Consider the following 17,851-nt stretch of genomic DNA (forward strand, 5'->3'; position numbering starts at 1 on the left):
CTACTGGGCTGGGGTCGGCAGAGGTGGAATCGCCTCTGTCGGCGCGGGCAGGCTCGGGTTGGTCGGCGCAGGCGCAGGTTCTGTTGCCGGTGTCGGTGCCATGTCCGGTACGGGCTCTACGCTCGGCGCGACGGGCGCGATGGGTGCGGCCTCAGGTGGCGGCGCAAGCGGCTGCGCAGCGGCAGGCGTGACAGGCGCCTCTTGAGGAGCCTCGACCTTATCGGCTGCCGGCGCGGCTTTCTGTTCAGGCATGCCAAGCTCATCCTTGGGCTTTTCGGGGATATGTGCGGCCTGCTTCACTTCCTGGGGCAAAAACACATCCACCAAGGCAAAGTAACGCTCATAGAACTTGGGCGCCGAGACGGTCTCGCTCGCCACCTTGACCATCGAGTCATCGGTGGAGCCGATGGGCATCGACACCGAGCCCAATACCCCAACCCCGAGGCTCGCGGAATTGTTGACCTTCTTCAGCGCATAGCGGTCCTGCAAGGCGTTGGCAAACATCGTCGAGTGATTGCTGCCTTTGCCATCAGCGGCACACACCACGTTGAAGCTGATCTGCAAATGGGTCTCGCCGGTCTGCTGGAAACTCTTGTTGCCGGCCACCAACTTTGGATCGCTGCTGGTGATGATATAGCCCTGGCTGAGCAGGGCACGACGCGCCGCTTCACAGGCCGCCACATCGCTCACCGGGTAATCGCGGGAAAAGGTACCGGAGTCGTCGAAATTCTCATGTTCATAAATAGCGGTCTTGGGTGACGAGCAACCCGCCGCGCCCGCCAGCACCAGCGCCAACCCTAGGTTTCGCAAGTGAAATGATGTCGACATCGAAAATCCTGAGAAAAACAGTCCGGGCGGTATTGTGCAACAGAACGAGGCCTTGGCGCGCGCATTCCTGTCGGTAAAACGTCACAGCCTTTGGGGCTGGCGCTGCTGACTATGACAAGTTTGTTTACAACTTATTCCCCAACTTCCTATCATCGCCCTGGGTGCGCTGCTGCATACGGCACAGCGCAGGTTAAAGAATAAGCGTTGGTCGGGCCGCCAATGGAGATAGGTCGTGCCTGATAAACACCCAGCCATCCCTCGCCCACAGCGTTTGACCGAGGGCGCACTGTCTGCCCTTGGGCGCTTTTCAGATATAGAAGCCGTCAGCGGCATTGTCCTGCTGCTGGCCGCCATCGTCGCCTTGATCTGGGCCAACAGCCCGGCGGCCGACACCTACGAGCACTTCTGGAATACCCCAGTCACCCTTGGGCTGGGCGACTACAGCGTGTCGCGCTCGCTGCACTTCCTGGTCAATGACGGCCTGATGACCATCTTCTTCCTGGTGGTGGGCGCCGAGATACGCCAGGAGATCAAGGACGGTGCGCTCGCCAACCTGAAGCTGGCCACGCTGCCATTGGGCGCAGCGCTGGGTGGCGTACTGATGCCGGCGATCATTTACACCGTGCTCAACCACGGCACCGCCGCCGCCAGTGGCTGGGCCGTACCCACCGCAACGGACATCGCCTTTGCCGTCGGCGTGCTGGCACTGTTGGGCAGGTCGATTCCCAGTGGCGTACGTATCCTGCTGCTGGCCTTGGCCATTATCGATGACATCGTGGCAATCCTGATCATTGCCGTATTCTTCACCGCCAGCCTCGATTACATGGGACTGGTAATAGCCATCGCCGGGCTGGCGCTGGTGCTGGTTTTCCAGCGCATGGGCATCGGCAAGGCCGCCGTCTACCTGCTGCCTGGAGCGATCGTGTGGTTTGGCCTGCTCAAGACCGGCGTCCACCCGACGCTTGCCGGCGTAATCCTGGGGCTGATGACGCCGGTCAACTCCAAGCCCGCCACCGAGCGCCCACTGGACACCATAGGCCGCACGTTCAACGAATTGATGGAGCGCTTCTCCCAGTCCCATGAAGGCCCTGGACACGTTAACCAGCCACTGAAGCAATTGCGCGAAGCGCAGCGGGAAATTTTACCGCCAGTGCAGCGGGTTCAATCGGCGCTGCACCCGTGGGTGGCCTTCGGCGTGATGCCGCTGTTCGCGCTGGCCAATGCCGGTGTCAGCCTGAGCGGCTTCAACCTGGACGATCCCCTGCCCCACGGCGTGTTCATGGGCGTCGTCTTCGCCCTGGTGCTGGGCAAACCCTTGGGCGTGATGCTGGCCAGTATCACCCTGGTCAAGCTCAACCTCTGCCAGCTGCCGGACGGCGTCACCTGGTCGGGTGTCGGCCTGGTGGGTCTGCTGGCGGGGATTGGCTTTACCATGTCGATCTTCATCTCGTCCCTGGCGTTCTCCGACCCGGCCTTGCTGTCGGCGGCCAAGCTGAGCGTGTTGACGGCGTCGACCCTGGCTGCGGTCATCGGCCTGACCTGGGGTAAGCTCAAGTTCTCGGGCAAGAAATCTGAGAGCTAAGCGCCACCGCCATAAGCGTGCGGCGTAAAAAGCGGCCGACCGGCGCTCCAAACGACGTCAATCGCGGTAGCGCAACGCATCCACGAGGAGGCTGAATGCTTGTGTGGGTTGGCGTCGACTTGGGTAGTACAGGTGATATCCGGAAAACGGCGGGCACCAGTCCTCTAGAACACGAATTAAGCTGCCGTGTTCGATGTCCGATCTCACCTGCTCTTCAGGTAGGTAGGCGAGCCCCTGACCTGATCGAGCCCCCATCAAAATGAGAGACGCAGATCCAACAACAAGCTGACCGTCCACATGGACGTTTACAGCTCGACCGTCCTTCTCGAATTCCCAAGCGTACAGTCCGCCATGTGTAGGAAGTCGCAGGTTGATGCAGTTGTGAAACGTCAAGTCGGAGGGCGCCCGTGGCTGTCCGTACTTCTCGAAGTACACGGGCGTACCGACTACCGCCATGCGCATGTCTGGCCCTATCCGGGTAGCTATCATGCCTTGCGCTACCGTTTCGCCAGGTCGAATGCCAGCATCGAAACGCCCGCCCACGATATCTGTCAGCCCTACATCTACGACTATTTCAATTTTGATTTCTGGGTACAGAGGAAGGAATTTCTCCAGCTTGGGCCAGAGCACGGTGGCCGCGGCGTTTTCGGTAGCCGCGAGGCGCAGGGTACCTCTGGGATTTTCGCCCAATGCAGTAACCGCTTCTAACTCCGCATCGACCTCCGCGAACCGCTGAGCGACGGTTTGCAGCAGGCGCTCGCCAGCCTGAGTGGGTGACACGCGTCTGGTCGTCCGAGTGAGGAGCCTTACGCCTAAGCGCGTCTCTAATGCCCGCATCGTTTGGCTCAGCGCTGACTGCGAGACACCCAGTTGCTTCGCTGCTTTGGTAAAGCTTTGTTCTTGTGCAACCACTAAAAACGCGACGAGGTCGGAGGCGGTCTGCTTGTGCATTGATAAGCTTCGCTTATATATCTAATCAATTTTAAGCACGTTATCAGAAGCAATCGTGGCTGTTAATTTAGTTTCAGATCTAACGCAGCCTCGCTGCCGAGTGAACGGAAGGAAATTCTGATGGCATACGAAAAAGGTACAGCCCACAAGGCTTTTGGCGATGTAGCTCCGGCGCTTGCCGAATACACCGATAACCTGCTGTTCGATGATGTGTGGAAACGGCCCGGCCTCTCACCTCGTGACCGCAGCCTTGTAACCATCACCACCCTCATTGTGCTTTACCGTCAAAACGAGTTGCCGTACCACCTTAAGCTTGCCCTTGAGAACGGCGTGACCCGTGAAGAAATCATCGAAACGATCACCCATCTGGCGTTCTATGGCGGCTGGCCCGTCGCGGCGACTGCACTGAATATCGCTCGCAAGGTGTTCGAGGAGACCGGTACATAAGCAGGGCCTGTGAATATTTTCCGCAACGCAGGTGCCCACTGACGTGGCAGCTGCCGCCCACTATCGGTGGCGCAATGCGCACTCAAGCCACCGGCGACTCAGAGAGAATTCCATGAGTGATTCAGACCTAACCATCATCCGCAACGGAACCAAGCCATCTGCAAAGGGCCCTGACACTTGGTTCACTGGCTCGGTTCGTATCGACACCATGTTCCAGGCGACAGCACCTGGTCGAGCAACGGGCGCCATCGTCACGTTTGAGCCATCCGCGCGCACCTTTTGGCACTCTCACCCGGCGGGTCAAACGCTAGTGGTATTGACGGGTGTCGGCTGGGTTCAATGCGAAGGTGGCCAGCGAACCGAGATTCGCGCGGGTGACGTCGTCTCCTGTGCTTGCGGGAAACGGCATTGGCACGGCGCTGCTGCGACGACTGCGATGTCCCATTTTGCGGTCACCGAAACGATCGATGGCAAAAATACTGACTGGATGGAGCCGGTGACCGACGAACAATACCTCGGCGGTGCGCTCGTAAGCTGATCACGTTGGCGTCGATGCTGTGATGGATGGCTACGTTGACAATCGTCGCCCCGATTGCAGCTATCACGGGTCAACCTGAGCTTTAAACGGCGCAAAAAAAGACCCCGGCCTCTTCAGGACGGGGTCTTTTTATTCAGGCTTGCATCAGAACTTCTTGATGTCTGCCTGGGTTTCCAACTGCTTGCGGTAGGCAGCAAAGTCTTGCTGGCCAATACGTGAAGCAAGGGCGCGACGGTATTGCGCCTTTTCTTCGTCCGTAGGAGCAGCTGCTTCATTGACGCCGTTCAAGCGCACGATCACCAGGCTGCCATCGCGCAGGGTGACGGTGGTGAAGGTCGGCTTGTCCTTGGCCGCAGGCTTGGGCATGCGGAACAACGCTTGCAGCACCGCAGGGTCGATAGCTTCCTGGCCACGGGTAGCAGCTTCGGTCACCTTCCAGGCCTGGCCGTCAATCGGCTGGTTCAACGCGGTCTTGCCATCACGCAGGCTGGCGATCAACTCGTCGGCATGGGTTTTGGCGGCGGCGCTGGCGCGCTCCTTGGTCATCTGTGCGCGAATCGGCTCAGCAACCTGTTCCAGCGGCAGCTGGGCAGGCTTGCGGTGCTCTTTGGCGCGCAGCACGATGATGGTTTCCGGGTCCAGCTCGATGGCAGTGCTGTTGGCACCTTCATCCAGCACTTCCGGGCTGAACGCAGCGGTGACCACGGCACGGTTGGCCGCGACGCCTTCGCCACCCTCACGACCGAACGGCGCGGAAGTGTGCACGGTCAGCTTCAGATCGGACGCCGGCTGGGCCAGGTCGGAGGCTTCGAATGCCGCATCTTCCAATTGCTTGGTCGCTTCGACAAAGCGCTGTTCAACCTGCTGGGTCTTGAGCTCGCGGGTCAGCTTGTCTTTCAGGCTGGCGAACGATGGCACTTGTGGCGCCTCAACGCCCAGCAGCTTGATCAAATGCCAACCGAACGTGGTGCGCACCGGCACTGACACCTGGTCTTGCTTCAAGCCGTACAGAGCCGTCTCGAAGTCCGGATCGTAGACACCAGGACCGGCAAAGCCCAAATCCCCGCCATTGTTGGCCGAACCCGGATCCTGGGAAAACTCCTTGGCCAGGGCTTCAAATTTTTCGCCCTTGGCCAGGCGCGCCTGGATGTCTTCGATCTTGGCCTTGGCTTGCGCCTCGGTGACCTTGTCGTTGACCTCGATCAGAATGTGCGCGGCACGACGCTGTTCAGCGAGGTTGGCGGTTTCTTTCTCGTAGGCAGCCTGCAGCTCATTGTCCTTGACGGTAACCTGGTCGAAGAACGACGACTTCTTCAGCTCCAGGTAGTCGATGACGACCTGGTCCGGGGTCATGAACTCCTTGGCATGCTGGTCGTAGTAGGCCTTGACTTCGTCGTCGGTGAGTTTCACCGCTGCCGGGTCAGCCTTGATGTTGACGGTGGCGAAATCGCGGGTCTGTTTTTCCAGACGGGCGAATGCCAGCACCTCGGCGTCGGTCACGAAACCACTGCCGGCGATGCCTGCGCGAACCTGGCCGATGAGCATTTCCTGGGTCAGCATCTGACGGAATTGCAGGCGGCTATAGCCCAGTTGGCGGATTACCTGGTCAAAGCGTTCGGTGTTGAACTTGCCGTCCACCTGGAATTCCGGCGTCTGCAGGATCACCTGGTCCAGTGCCGCTTCCGAGAAGCCGAACTTGGAATCAGCAGCGCCTTGCAGCAGCAGCTTGCGATCGATCAGGCCCTTGAGGGCCGCGTCGCGCAGCAGTTTTTCGTCCAACAGGGAAGCATCGAAATCCTTGCCCAGTTGTTGCATCAGCTGGCGCCGTTGCATATCGACGGCCTGGCTCAATTCGGTCTGGGTGATTTCCTCACCGTTGACCTTGGCCACGTCCTGCTTGTTATTACCCGAAGCCTGGAAAATAGCCTCGATACCGGTGAACGCCATCAATGCGACGATGATCCCGATAATGGTCTTGGCAATCCAGCCTTGTGAATTGTCCCTGATATTTTGCAGCATGCGTCCCCCAGAAACGGTTGAACATCAAAAATAGGCAACCGTGGAGCGTGGGTAGAATCCGGATAGAAGAAAGGCGCATCCGAGGATGCGCCTTCTCGTAACTGGCGGAGCGGACGGGGGTTTTAACTCTGACCCCCGGCGTGACGACCCGATGGATACGTGGGTCGGCTACCGATCCGCTGCCAGGCCAGACCTGCGTCCGACCCGGGTAAACAAAGGCTTGATCGAAGCTTAGTTAACGGCTTCTTTCAGGGCTTTACCGGCTTTGAAACCTGGTTTCTTGGCAGCAGCGATTTGCAGTGCTTTGCCGGTCTGTGGGTTACGGCCAGTGCGAGCTGGGCGGTCAGTCACAGAGAAAGTACCGAAGCCTACCAGTACCACGGAGTCGCCGGCCTTCAGAGCGCCAGTGACGGATTCGATTACTGCGTCCAGCGCACGGCCGGCAGCAGCTTTCGGGATATCAGCGGATGCAGCGATAGCATCAATCAGTTCCGACTTGTTCACTCTAAGTCCCCTTATATATCTATGAGTATGATTCTAAGTTTTTTTGGTAAAAAGCAAAAACCAGTGCTGAATGGCCTACAGACACTTAAGAGCCGCTTTATAACAAGGGCTCTAAAAAGCTGTCAAGGAAGCCCCCCAGGCTTCAACACATTAATGCGTGCTAATTCTTTCCTTGGAATCCGACTCGCGTTTTTCGTCCTTCGCGACTATCTCCGGAGCCACATCCGGCAAGGGCTCCGGCGCGTATTGCAGCGCAATTTGGAGGACTTCGTCAATCCATTTAACCGGTTTAATCTGAAGATCCTGCTTGATATTGTCAGGAATTTCCTTCAAGTCGCGAACATTCTCTTCAGGAATGATCACGGTCTTGATTCCACCCCGGTGTGCGGCGAGCAATTTCTCTTTCAGACCACCGATAGCCAATACCTGACCACGCAGGGTGATTTCCCCGGTCATCGCTACATCAGCACGCACCGGAATGCCAGTCAATGCCGACACCAGGGCCGTGCACATGCCTACACCCGCGCTAGGGCCGTCTTTTGGGGTCGCCCCTTCCGGCATGTGGATATGGGTGTCGTGCTTCTCGTGGAAGTCCAGAGGGATACCGAGGCTCCTGGCACGGCTGCGCACCACGGTCTGCGCGGCGGTGATCGATTCGACCATCACATCGCCCAGCGAACCGGTTTTGATCAACTGGCCCTTGCCCGGGATCACGGCCGCTTCGATGGTCAGCAACTCGCCGCCCACCTGGGTCCACGCCAGGCCAGTCACCTGCCCTACCTGGTCCTGCTGCTCGGCCAGGCCGTAGCGGAATTTACGCACGCCCAGGAAATGCTCCAGCGAGTCGGCAGTCACCTTCACCGAGAAGCGTTTTTCCAGCGCATGCTCCTTGACCGCCTTGCGGCAGATTTTCGCGATCTGACGCTCAAGCCCGCGTACACCGGCCTCCCGGGTGTAATAACGCACAATGTCACGGATCGCTTCGACTTCAAATTCGATCTCGCCTTTCTTCAGGCCGTTGGCCGAAGTCTGCTTGGGCGCGAGGTATTTGACGGCAATATTGATCTTCTCGTCTTCGGTGTAACCCGGCAGACGAATCACCTCCATCCGGTCCAGCAACGCTGGCGGAATGTTCATGGAGTTGGAGGTGCACAGGAACATGACGTCGGACAGGTCGTAATCAACTTCCAGATAATGGTCGTTGAAGTTGTGGTTCTGCTCGGGATCGAGCACCTCGAGCAACGCCGACGCCGGATCGCCACGCATGTCGCTGCCCATCTTGTCGATTTCATCGAGCAGGAACAGCGGGTTGCGCACGCCCACTTTTGTCATCTTTTGAATCAATCTTCCTGGCATCGAACCGATGTACGTCCGGCGATGACCACGAATTTCCGCTTCGTCACGCACGCCGCCAAGGGCCATGCGCACGAACTTGCGGTTGGTCGCACTGGCAATCGACTCCGCCAAGGAGGTTTTACCCACCCCAGGAGGACCAACCAGGCACAACACCGGGCCGCGAATTTTCTTCACGCGCTTTTGCACGGCGAGGTATTCGAGGATACGTTCCTTGACCTCTTCGAGGCCGTAGTGGTCGGCATCGAGAATTTCTTCGGCGCGGGTCAGGTCCAGGCGTACCTTGGTCTGGGCCTTCCACGGCACTTGCACGAGCCAGTCGATGTAGGAGCGAACCACGGTGGCTTCGGCCGACATCGGCGACATCTGCTTGAGTTTGTTCAGCTCGGCCGTTGCTTTGGTCAGCGCGTCTTTCGGCAGGCCGGCGGCATCGATACGCTTTTTCAGCTCTTCGATCTCGTTGTGGCCTTCCTCGCCATCGCCGAGTTCTTTCTGAATGGCCTTCATCTGCTCATTCAAGTAGTACTCGCGCTGGCTGCGCTCCATTTGTTTCTTCACGCGGCCACGAATGCGCTTCTCGACCTGCAGCAGGTCGATTTCGCCATCCAGCAGTGCCAGCACGTGCTCGACACGGGACGACAGGTCGATGATCTCGAGGATGTCCTGCTTCTGCTCGATCTTCAGCGCCATGTGCGCCGCCATGGTGTCGACCAGGCGGCTTGGCTCATCGATGCTGTTGAGGGACGACAGGACTTCAGCCGGGACTTTCTTACCCAGTTGCACATACTGCTCGAACTGCGAAAGCAGGCTGCGCACGAAGACTTCGGACTCGCGCTCAGGGGCTTCGACTTCGTCGATCAGCGCCACTTCGGCGCGCAGGTGGCCGTCCACCTCCATGAAACGCTCTACTGCGCCGCGCTGCTCGCCTTCCACCAGTACCTTGACGGTGCCGTCGGGAAGCTTGAGCAATTGCAGGACAGTCGCAACAGTGCCGACGCGATACAGGGCGTCTTCGCCTGGATCATCGTCAGCAGGATTCTTCTGGGCCAACAGCAGGATCTGCTTGTCGCCCGTCATCGCAGCCTCGAGGGCTTCGATAGACTTCTCGCGCCCCACGAACAGCGGGATAACCATGTGCGGATAAACGACGACATCACGCAACGGCAGGAGAGGCAATTCGATGGTTGTCTTCATGATTTCGCCTCTATGACAGTTGAAAAACAAGCTTGAAACCAAGATGGGGGTTGCCTGCAAAAAAAACAAGCTCAATGCCAGCACTTAAACGCATGAATAAACGCGATTTAATCCGCCGCCCTGCAAAAAGACCCCAAAAAAACAAGGGGCCCCGAAAGGCCCCTTGCTTGTACCACCACTGCGCAGACGCTTAGGCGTCAGGTGCAGCCTTGGCAGCCGGCTCACTGTTTTCGTAGATATACAGTGGCTTGGACTTGCCTTCGATAACGCTTTCGTCGATCACCACTTTACTCACCTCGGACTGCGAGGGGATTTCATACATGGTGTCGAGCAATACGCCTTCGAGGATCGAGCGCAAACCACGTGCACCGGTCTTGCGCTCCAGTGCCCGCTTGGCCACCGATTTGAGCGCGTCGGTACGGAACTCGAGGTCCACACCTTCCATCTCGAACAACTTGGCATATTGCTTGGTCAGGGCGTTTTTCGGCTCGGTGAGGATCTGAATCAAAGCAGCCTCATCCAGCTCGTCCAGCGTGGCCAGGACCGGCAGACGACCGACGAATTCCGGGATCAGGCCGAACTTGACCAGATCGTCAGGTTCAACTTCACGCAGGGACTCGCCAACCTTCTTGCCTTCTTCCTTGCTACGCACTTCCGCGCCGAAACCGATGCCGCCACGGGTGGAACGCTGCTGAATTACCTTTTCCAGGCCGGAGAACGCACCACCACAGATAAACAGGATGTTACGCGTATCGACCTGCAGGAATTCCTGCTGCGGGTGCTTACGGCCGCCTTGCGGTGGTACCGAAGCGACCGTGCCTTCGATCAGCTTCAACAGTGCCTGCTGTACGCCTTCACCGGAAACGTCCCGAGTGATCGACGGGTTGTCCGACTTGCGCGAAATCTTGTCGATTTCGTCGATGTAGACAATACCCATCTGGGCCTTCTCTACGTCGTAGTCGCACTTCTGCAGCAGTTTCTGAATGATGTTCTCGACATCTTCGCCCACATAGCCAGCCTCGGTGAGGGTGGTGGCGTCGGCGATGGTGAACGGAACGTTCAGCAGGCGAGCGAGAGTTTCCGCAAGCAGGGTTTTACCCGAGCCTGTAGGACCGATCAGCAGGATATTACTCTTGCCGAGTTCGACTTCGTCGCCTTTCTTGTCACGCTGGTTCAGGCGCTTGTAGTGGTTGTACACCGCTACGGCCAGAACCTTCTTCGCACGCTCCTGACCAATCACGTACTGGTCAAGGATGCCGCTGATTTCTTTCGGCGATGGGAGTTTGTGCGCACTGCTCTCGGCCTGGGCTTCCTGCACCTCCTCGCGGATGATGTCATTGCACAGGTCGACGCATTCGTCGCAGATAAACACCGAGGGGCCGGCAATCAATTTGCGTACTTCATGCTGGCTTTTGCCACAGAAGGAGCAATAGAGCAGCTTGCCGTTGTCCTCGCCGTTGCGGGTGTCAGTCATTCGTTCGATCCAAATCCGATAGGCTTGCAACACAAGATGAAGGCTTATGCGGGCTTTTTCAAGCCCGCCAGTGGTCGGACATGCCGACCAGCCCTATTTTGAGCGGCTTATATTAAGCGGGGCGCTTTTCGATCACGGCGTCGATCAACCCGTATTCACGGGCGGCTTCGGCGCTCATGAAGTTGTCACGGTTGGTATCACGCTCGATTTCTTCAAGTGTGTGCCCGCTGTGCTTGGCCATCAGCGTGTTGAGACGCTCACGAATGAAGAGGATTTCCTTGGCATGGATTTCGATGTCCGATGCCTGGCCCTGGAAACCGCCCAGTGGCTGGTGAATCATCACGCGCGAGTTCGGCAGGCAGTAACGCTTGCCCTCGGCGCCGGCGGTCAGCAGGAATGCACCCATGCTGCAGGCCTGGCCAATGCAGGTCGTCGACACGTTTGGCTTGATGAACTGCATGGTGTCGTAGATCGACATGCCCGCAGTCACCGAACCACCCGGCGAGTTGATGTAGAGATGGATGTCCTTGTCCGGGTTTTCCGCTTCAAGGAACAGCAGTTGCGCACAGATCAGGTTGGCCATGTAGTCCTCTACCGGGCCAACCAGAAAGATCACTCGCTCCTTGAGCAGGCGCGAGTAGATGTCGTAGGCGCGTTCGCCACGAGCGGACTGCTCGACAACCATCGGGACCAGGCCGCCTGCGGCCTGGATATCAGAGTTCTGCTGAATATAGGAATTACGGAACATGCTCTGCAGTTACTCCCAAATAGTCATGTCTTGAAAACGCATAAGCCAGCGCGAGGCTGGCTTATGGTTGAATTTCCAACGAGTTGGACAATCAGTCGGCTTGTGCTGCTTCCGCCGGTTTGACTGCTTCTTCGTAAGAGACCGCTTTATCGGTCACCTTAGCCTTCTGCAGAACAGTATCCACAACTTGTTCTTCCAGCACAACCGAACGTACTTCGTTCAGTTGCTGGTCGTTCTTGTAGTACCAAGCCACGACCTGCTCAGGCTCCTGGTAGGCCGAGGCCATTTCCTGGATCATTTCGCGAACGCGGTCTTCGTCTGGCTTGAGGTCGAACTGCTTGACCACTTCAGCCACGATCAGGCCCAGCACGACGCGGCGCTTGGCTTGCTCTTCGAACAGCTCGGCCGGCAGCTGGTCAGGCTTGATGTTGCCACCAAACTGCTGAACCGCTTGTACGCGCAGGCGATCCACTTCGTTGGACAGCAGAGCCTTAGGCACTTCGATCGGGTTGGCAGCCAGCAGACCGTCCATGACCTGGTTCTTGATCTTGGATTTGATGGCCTGACGCAGCTCACGCTCCATGTTCTTGCGAACTTCGGCGCGGAAACCTTCGATGCCGGTTTCCTTGATGCCGAATTGAGCGAAGAACTCTTCGTTCAGCTCTGGCAGCTTAGGCTCGGAAACGCTGTTGACGGTCACGGTGAACTCGGCGGCTTTGCCGGCCAGGTCCAGGTTCTGGTAGTCAGCAGGGAATTCCAGGTTCAGTACGCGCTCTTCGCCGGCCTTGGCGCCAACCAGGCCGTCTTCGAAACCAGGGATCATGCGGTTGGAACCCAGCACCAACTGAGTGCCCTTGGCCGAACCACCGGCGAATACTTCGCCGTCAACCTTGCCAACGAAATCGATGTTCAGCTGGTCTTCGTTCTGGGCGGCACGGTCGACCACTTCGAAACGGGTGTTCTGCTTGCGCAGGATTTCCAGCATGTTGTCCAGGTCCGAATCAGCCACTTCGGCGCTCAGGCGCTCGATAGCGATACTGTCGAAACCGGCCACTTCGAATTCCGGGAACACTTCGAATACGGCTACGTATTCCAGGTCCTTGCCCGCTTCCAGGGACTTGGGTTCGATCGAAGGCGAGCCAGCCGGGTTCAGCTTTTGCTCGACAACGGCCTCGTAGAAGGAAGCCTGGATCACGTCACCTACAGCTTCCTGGCGCGCATCGGCACCAAAACGACGCTTGATTTCGCTCATCGGCACTTTGCCTGGACGGAAACCAGCGATCTTGGCCTTCTGGGCAGTCTGCTGCAGACGCTTGTTGACCGCAGTCTCGATACGCTCTGCCGGCACGGTGATGCTCAGGCGGCGCTCGAGAGCAGTAGTATTTTCAACAGAAACTTGCATGGATATTCCTCGTTGCACAGACATTAGCCGGCCATTTCCGACCCCAATCAAGGGCATGCATTCTAGTGGGTCAAACTCAAGAAGTCACCCTACTGGAAATACACCGGGAAACAGCCGGCATTTTATCGGTACGAAGGCACTGAAGTACCCCGCCCCGGTGACAAATTCAATCAATTGCGCCAGGGCTCTGCGCTGCCCTTCTATATATAGAAGAAGCAGCCACTCATCTCCCTGACGGCCCGCCCCGCGGACGGAGCAAGCTGGCAACGCGGCATCATCGAGATACACAAATACGATGAAACGCCCTGCCGATGCAGCCCAGTACCTGCGACCGCCGACATTCAAACCGCTAAAACCAAAAAAGGCGCCAGACTGTTAAATCTGGCGCCTTTCGAATATGGGGTGGACGAAGGGGATCGAACCCTCGACAACGGGAGTCACAATCCCGTGCTCTACCAACTGAGCTACGCCCACCATATTGCGTTAACAAAGAAACCAAACCACTTCTTTGTTGAACCTTGCCCCACCTGACAGCAGGACAACGTTTTATTTGGTGCGGATGAAGAGACTCGAACTCTTACGCCTCGCGGCGCTGGAACCTAAATCCAGTGTGTCTACCAATTCCACCACATCCGCGCTTGAAGCTCTTAAAGCAAAGGCGCCAGACGGTTAATCTGGCGCCTTTTCAAAATATGGGGTGGACGAAGGGGATCGAACCCTCGACAACGGGAGTCACAATCCCGTGCTCTACCAACTGAGCTACGCCCACCATCTAGCGCTACTTGTGCCAAAGCTGCCTAATGGCGCACCCGGCAGGACTCGAACCTGCGACCATCCGCTTAGAAGGCGGATGCTCTATCCAGCTGAGCTACGGGCGCCTGATTAATCTGTACTCTTGGAGGATTACAAACTAAGTGTTTCCAGCCTTGCAGCACAACAATTCTGCTCGACCTTCTAACCAGTGCTAGGCTGTGCCCGACAAGTGCGACGAATAGTATAGAGGGTCCTGAAACCCGTCAAATCTTTTTTGAAAAAAACTGATTTTATTTAAGGGGTTAGGGCAATTTGCAGACCAAGCGCCTTTGCCCTCGCGCCTCGGCATGCGAGAATGCGCGCACTTTTCTTCCCCCTCTCGATGGTTAATCACGCGTAATGACTGCACAACTTATCGACGGCAAATCAATCGCCGCCAGCCTGCGCCAGCAGATCGCCAAACGCGTCACCGAGCGTCGCCAGCAAGGCCTGCGCACGCCTGGCCTCGCGGTGATCCTGGTCGGCAGCGATCCTGCCTCTCAGGTTTATGTCTCGCACAAGCGTAAAGACTGTGAAGAGGTCGGCTTTATCTCCAAAGCCTACGACTTGCCTTCGGATACCACTCAACAGGCCCTGACCGACCTGATTGACAGCCTCAACGATGACCCGAACATGGACGGTATCCTGCTCCAGTTGCCGCTGCCCGAGCACCTGGACGCGTCCAAGCTGCTGGAACGCATCCGCCCGGACAAGGACGTCGATGGTTTCCATCCTTATAACGTCGGGCGCCTGGCCCAGCGCATCCCGCTGCTGCGCCCCTGCACCCCCAAGGGCATCATGACCCTGCTGGAAAGCACCGGGGTTGATTTGTATGGCCTCGACGCAGTGGTAGTCGGCGCATCGAATATCGTCGGTCGCCCGATGGCCATGGAACTGCTGCTGGCCGGCTGCACCGTCACCGTCACCCACCGCTTCACCAAGGACCTTGCCGGCCACGTTGGCCGCGCTGACCTGGTGGTGGTCGCCGCCGGCAAGCCGGGCCTGGTCAAGGGTGAGTGGATCAAGGAAGGCGCCATCGTCATCGACGTCGGCATCAACCGCCAGGATGACGGCAAGCTGGTAGGCGACGTGGTCTACGACACCGCCCTGCCCCGCGCCGGCTGGATCACACCGGTCCCAGGCGGTGTAGGCCCTATGACCCGGGCATGCCTGCTGGAAAATACGCTGTATGCGGCAGAAACCCTGCACGGCTAATAACCAGGCGTACTGAAAAAGCCCTGCCTTATCGCAGGGCTTTTTATTGCCCGAAAATTATCTGTTTTTTCTTAGTTTTTAAGCACTTTCGTCCGGTTTCGGAAGAACATTCGACAGTTTCTGATCCATACTCCTAGAATGTAACGTCATTTGTCACCAAACCCGTTCCCCAACGGTATTTCCTTACTTTTTAGCGAGTTCATCCGCGTGAAAATTCGTCTTTCCGTCGTCAGCCTGTTTTTTGCTCTCACAGGCACCTTCGCCCACGCCGCCGAAACCACCCTGGCCCCGCGTGATGCCTCCAAACTGCACATCGCGTCCGGCAGCGCCATGCTGGTGGACCTGCAGACCAACAAGGTCATCTATTCCAGCAACCCCGACGTGGTCGTGCCCATCGCTTCCGTCAGCAAGCTGATGACCGGCCTGATCGTGCTGGAAGCCAAGCAGAACATGGATGAATACATCGACATCAACATCACCGACACGCCGGAGATGAAAGGTGTGTTCTCCCGCGTGAAGATCGGCAGCCAGATGCCGCGCAAGGAAATGCTGCTGATCGCGCTGATGTCCTCGGAAAACCGCGCCGCCGCGAGCCTCGCCCACCATTACCCGGGCGGCTACTCGGCGTTCATTGCCGCGATGAACGCCAAGGCCAAGGCACTGGGCATGACCAGCACCCATTACGTGGAGCCGACAGGCCTGTCGATCCATAACGTGTCCACCGCCCGCGACCTGAGCAAGCTATTGGCCTACGCGCGCAAATTCCCGATGTTGAGCCAATTGAGCACCACCAAGGAAAAGACCGTGGCGTTCCGCAAGCCCAACTACACCCTGGGCTTCTCCAACACCGACCACCTGATCAACCGTGCCAACTGGGACATCAAGCTGACCAAGACCGGTTTTACCAACCAGGCCGGGCATTGCCTGGTGCTGGTGACCAGCATGGGCAACCGTCCGGTGTCGCTGGTGATCCTGGATGCGTTCGGCAAATTCACCCATTTCGCCGATGCCAGCCGTATTCGCAACTGGGTCGAGACCGGCGCGAGCAGTTCGGTGCCGGATGTGGCGTTGCGCTACAAGGCTGACAAGAATCTGAAAAGTCGTGCAGGTGTGACAGAAGTGCGTCGCTGACTCACTCACAACGCAAATAAAATGTGGGAGGGGGGCTTGCCCCCGATAGCAGTGTGTCATTCACAACATCAGTGATTGATCCACCGCCATCGGGGGCAAGCCCCCTCCCACATTTTATTTGTGTTCAGCCAGCACCTTGAGTGCCTGGGCCGCCGACTGCTCTTGCCCGGACTGGGCTGTGGCATTCGCCGCCTCGCGCCAACGCTGCGCATCCACATTTGCCGGCAGCTGGCTCGGGCGCTGGGTGAGAATCGCCCAGTTACCTGCGCTCTTCCACGACGACTCAAAGTCGCTGAAGCTCATCATCAAGCGCCGCTCCATACCGGACCGCAGCAGCACCGTGCTCTTCTGCTGATTGAACCCCACCACCACGACATAGCGTGGCCCGGACCAAAAGCTTGAGTCGATGCGCGCCATCACCGGATAACCCGCCGCCACCTGCGCCAGCACCGCGGTCAGCTTGGCATCCAGTGGGTACACCATCAGCCCGTACTCACGCGCCAACTTTTGCATGTTGCGCTCAAGATCGGCCTCGGCGCCTGGCAAGTGCAGCGGCTTATCGAGTAGCCCCGGTGTCATGACAATGCCTTGTTGCGACAGCATGCTGGCCAGAGCCGTAGGACCGCTCTGATAAGCCTCGCTGCGAAAGGTCGGCACGCCGTTGAGTTCAACCCGCTCCGGCAGGCCCGGGAGTTTCGAAGGGTGGCTGGAACAGGCCACGAGCCCCAGGGCGCAGGCCAGCAGGATGGATGCTTTAAGGTTCGACCGTAAGCGCAATTTTTTACTCTCTTGATCAACTGCCGGTGAGGGTCACGATCATAGGATGCTCTTGGGCGGGGGTATAGCCTCCAGTGTCGGTAAAGCGCCTGCCATAGAGCAAACAAGTTGGAAGACACGACCATTGGTCAATAGCAGGCAACCGCCAGGTAGCTAGACTGTCCATTGAGAAGACTGTGTGTGCCCCGGACGGGGCGAAAGGAGGCCTGAATGAGCCTTGCAACGACGATTTTCCTGTTGATCTGCGGTTGGCTGGCGGTGGCCGCCGCCATGCTGTGGGGGGTGATGCGAGTGTCTCGTCGCCATCATCACCCCCACGTCAAACCCGCTGCGCCCGCCAAGCCGCGCAAGGCGACGGCGCACCATGCCTAGCCGGGCATGCAAGTGAAGTCCTGCGTGGCGGCGACTTCCTTGCCGTGCCCATCCTTGAGCGCTGCGCGCACAGTGGTACCCAGGCTCGACTCCTCCAGGGTGTAATGCTCACCCGCCTTGAAATCCTTGTACTCGACCCGCCCCTGGCAATCCTGCTGATTGTTATCGCCAGCCTCTTCCTCGAATAACGTCACGTCCAGCCGATGTTCCCCTGGGCTTACTTCAAAGTAGCGCCCGTCATCTACCCGCTTGCCGTCGACACGCTCGGCCATCAGGTCGTTCGGTGCTTCTTCGGTCAAGCCGATCCAGGCTTCGCTCGGGTCCGCCTTGGGTATCGGGCCGGCACACGCCGACAGCATAAAGACGGCCGCAAGGGTGGGGATCAACAACAGGGTTTTCGGTGACATGGCAGGGCTCCAAAGTACATCAGTAAAAAAGGCGTATCCGATGGCTGACAAGCTTGAAGAGCTGCCGTTTGTAGAACAAATGAATACAAATGAAACGATCTTCAGCCATTACCTAAA

At 58.0% G+C, this 17,851-nt stretch carries 16 protein-coding genes and 4 tRNA genes; 6 read left to right on the forward strand and 14 right to left on the reverse strand.

What is annotated here, in order from left to right:
• Complete coding sequence (locus C4J94_RS16855) at window positions 1–828, reverse strand: DUF2242 domain-containing protein (protein ID WP_124387217.1); 828 nt, start codon at window positions 826–828, stop codon at window positions 1–3.
• A gap of 232 nt (window positions 829–1,060) precedes the next feature.
• Here C4J94_RS16855 and nhaA point away from each other — a divergent pair, with 232 nt between their 5' ends.
• The gene (nhaA, locus tag C4J94_RS16860; protein ID WP_124387218.1) at window positions 1,061–2,410 is read left to right on the forward strand and encodes a Na+/H+ antiporter NhaA; all 1,350 of its coding nucleotides are present in this window, start codon (window positions 1,061–1,063) and stop codon (window positions 2,408–2,410) included.
• A gap of 57 nt (window positions 2,411–2,467) precedes the next feature.
• On the opposite strand, the gene C4J94_RS16865 is transcribed toward nhaA, so the two are convergent.
• Window positions 2,468–3,361 (reverse strand): LysR family transcriptional regulator, encoded by an 894-nt coding sequence (locus C4J94_RS16865; protein ID WP_124387219.1) that lies wholly within the window; start codon window positions 3,359–3,361, stop codon window positions 2,468–2,470.
• Between the two features lie 120 nt (window positions 3,362–3,481).
• On the opposite strand from C4J94_RS16865, the gene C4J94_RS16870 reads away from it, so the two are divergent.
• Window positions 3,482–3,808 carry a carboxymuconolactone decarboxylase family protein gene (locus C4J94_RS16870; protein WP_124387220.1) on the forward strand — a complete coding sequence of 109 codons (327 nt, stop codon included), beginning with the start codon at window positions 3,482–3,484 and terminating at the stop codon, window positions 3,806–3,808.
• 112 nt (window positions 3,809–3,920) lie between these two features.
• The gene (locus C4J94_RS16875) at window positions 3,921–4,346 is read left to right on the forward strand and encodes a cupin domain-containing protein (protein WP_124387221.1); all 426 of its coding nucleotides are present in this window, start codon (window positions 3,921–3,923) and stop codon (window positions 4,344–4,346) included.
• Between the two features lie 144 nt (window positions 4,347–4,490).
• Here C4J94_RS16875 and C4J94_RS16880 read toward each other — a convergent pair whose 3' ends face one another.
• The 10 genes from C4J94_RS16880 to C4J94_RS16925 form a co-directional block, all read right to left on the reverse strand.
• Complete coding sequence (locus C4J94_RS16880) at window positions 4,491–6,365, reverse strand: SurA N-terminal domain-containing protein (RefSeq protein WP_124387222.1); 1,875 nt, start codon at window positions 6,363–6,365, stop codon at window positions 4,491–4,493.
• A 231-nt stretch (window positions 6,366–6,596) separates the two neighbouring features.
• Window positions 6,597–6,869 (reverse strand): HU family DNA-binding protein, encoded by a 273-nt coding sequence (locus C4J94_RS16885; RefSeq protein ID WP_003174819.1) that lies wholly within the window; start codon window positions 6,867–6,869, stop codon window positions 6,597–6,599.
• 150 nt (window positions 6,870–7,019) lie between these two features.
• On the reverse strand, window positions 7,020–9,416 hold the full coding sequence (gene lon / locus C4J94_RS16890) for an endopeptidase La (RefSeq protein ID WP_124387223.1): 2,397 nt from the start codon (window positions 9,414–9,416) through the stop codon (window positions 7,020–7,022).
• Window positions 9,417–9,606: 190 nt separating this feature from the next.
• Window positions 9,607–10,890 carry an ATP-dependent Clp protease ATP-binding subunit ClpX gene (gene clpX / locus C4J94_RS16895; protein WP_017136464.1) on the reverse strand — a complete coding sequence of 428 codons (1,284 nt, stop codon included), beginning with the start codon at window positions 10,888–10,890 and terminating at the stop codon, window positions 9,607–9,609.
• Between the two features lie 112 nt (window positions 10,891–11,002).
• Complete coding sequence (gene clpP, locus C4J94_RS16900; RefSeq protein ID WP_003174822.1) at window positions 11,003–11,638, reverse strand: ATP-dependent Clp endopeptidase proteolytic subunit ClpP; 636 nt, start codon at window positions 11,636–11,638, stop codon at window positions 11,003–11,005.
• Between the two features lie 91 nt (window positions 11,639–11,729).
• Entirely contained in the window at window positions 11,730–13,040 is a 1,311-nt protein-coding gene (gene tig, locus C4J94_RS16905; protein ID WP_124387224.1) for a trigger factor, read from the reverse strand.
• A gap of 398 nt (window positions 13,041–13,438) precedes the next feature.
• Window positions 13,439–13,514, reverse strand: a tRNA-His gene (locus C4J94_RS16910).
• Between the two features lie 77 nt (window positions 13,515–13,591).
• Window positions 13,592–13,676 (reverse strand) — tRNA-Leu (locus tag C4J94_RS16915).
• A gap of 57 nt (window positions 13,677–13,733) precedes the next feature.
• Window positions 13,734–13,809: transfer RNA gene (locus C4J94_RS16920), tRNA-His, on the reverse strand.
• Window positions 13,810–13,841: 32 nt separating this feature from the next.
• Window positions 13,842–13,918 (reverse strand) — tRNA-Arg (locus C4J94_RS16925).
• 274 nt (window positions 13,919–14,192) lie between these two features.
• Between C4J94_RS16925 and folD the strand changes: the two genes are divergently transcribed.
• Together folD and pbpG are read left to right on the forward strand one after the other, a co-directional pair.
• Window positions 14,193–15,047, forward strand: coding sequence for a bifunctional methylenetetrahydrofolate dehydrogenase/methenyltetrahydrofolate cyclohydrolase FolD (folD, locus tag C4J94_RS16930; protein WP_124387225.1), 855 nt, complete (start codon window positions 14,193–14,195; stop codon window positions 15,045–15,047).
• Window positions 15,048–15,254: 207 nt separating this feature from the next.
• The gene (pbpG, locus tag C4J94_RS16935) at window positions 15,255–16,178 is read left to right on the forward strand and encodes a D-alanyl-D-alanine endopeptidase (protein WP_124387226.1); all 924 of its coding nucleotides are present in this window, start codon (window positions 15,255–15,257) and stop codon (window positions 16,176–16,178) included.
• Between the two features lie 114 nt (window positions 16,179–16,292).
• Here pbpG and C4J94_RS16940 read toward each other — a convergent pair whose 3' ends face one another.
• Window positions 16,293–16,955 (reverse strand): peptidase C39 family protein, encoded by a 663-nt coding sequence (locus C4J94_RS16940; protein ID WP_124387227.1) that lies wholly within the window; start codon window positions 16,953–16,955, stop codon window positions 16,293–16,295.
• 210 nt (window positions 16,956–17,165) lie between these two features.
• On the opposite strand from C4J94_RS16940, the gene C4J94_RS27650 reads away from it, so the two are divergent.
• A complete protein-coding gene (locus tag C4J94_RS27650; RefSeq protein ID WP_164485591.1) occupies window positions 17,166–17,327 on the forward strand; it encodes a hypothetical protein in 162 nt (53 codons plus the stop codon).
• Here the strand turns inward: C4J94_RS27650 and C4J94_RS16945 are convergent.
• A complete protein-coding gene (locus C4J94_RS16945; RefSeq protein WP_124387228.1) occupies window positions 17,324–17,734 on the reverse strand; it encodes a hypothetical protein in 411 nt (136 codons plus the stop codon). The genes C4J94_RS27650 and C4J94_RS16945 overlap by 4 nt on opposite strands.
• Between the last annotated feature and the right edge of the window lie 117 nt (window positions 17,735–17,851).

The sequence above is a fragment of the Pseudomonas sp. R5-89-07 genome (genome assembly GCF_003851685.1).
Lineage (GTDB): Bacteria > Pseudomonadota > Gammaproteobacteria > Pseudomonadales > Pseudomonadaceae > Aquipseudomonas.

Coding starts and splice junctions, on each gene's coding strand:
- clpP (WP_003174822.1), bottom strand. CDS start 11,638: ATGTTCCGTAATTCCTATATTCAGCAGAACTCTGATATCCAGGCCGCA.
- C4J94_RS16880 (WP_124387222.1), bottom strand. CDS start 6,365: ATGCTGCAAAATATCAGGGACAATTCACAAGGCTGGATTGCCAAGACC.
- folD (WP_124387225.1), top strand. CDS start 14,193: ATGACTGCACAACTTATCGACGGCAAATCAATCGCCGCCAGCCTGCGC.
- C4J94_RS16865 (WP_124387219.1), bottom strand. CDS start 3,361: ATGCACAAGCAGACCGCCTCCGACCTCGTCGCGTTTTTAGTGGTTGCA.
- C4J94_RS16875 (WP_124387221.1), top strand. CDS start 3,921: ATGAGTGATTCAGACCTAACCATCATCCGCAACGGAACCAAGCCATCT.
- C4J94_RS16870 (WP_124387220.1), top strand. CDS start 3,482: ATGGCATACGAAAAAGGTACAGCCCACAAGGCTTTTGGCGATGTAGCT.
- tig (WP_124387224.1), bottom strand. CDS start 13,040: ATGCAAGTTTCTGTTGAAAATACTACTGCTCTCGAGCGCCGCCTGAGC.
- clpX (WP_017136464.1), bottom strand. CDS start 10,890: ATGACTGACACCCGCAACGGCGAGGACAACGGCAAGCTGCTCTATTGC.
- C4J94_RS27650 (WP_164485591.1), top strand. CDS start 17,166: ATGAGCCTTGCAACGACGATTTTCCTGTTGATCTGCGGTTGGCTGGCG.
- lon (WP_124387223.1), bottom strand. CDS start 9,416: ATGAAGACAACCATCGAATTGCCTCTCCTGCCGTTGCGTGATGTCGTC.
- C4J94_RS16945 (WP_124387228.1), bottom strand. CDS start 17,734: ATGTCACCGAAAACCCTGTTGTTGATCCCCACCCTTGCGGCCGTCTTT.
- C4J94_RS16855 (WP_124387217.1), bottom strand. CDS start 828: ATGTCGACATCATTTCACTTGCGAAACCTAGGGTTGGCGCTGGTGCTG.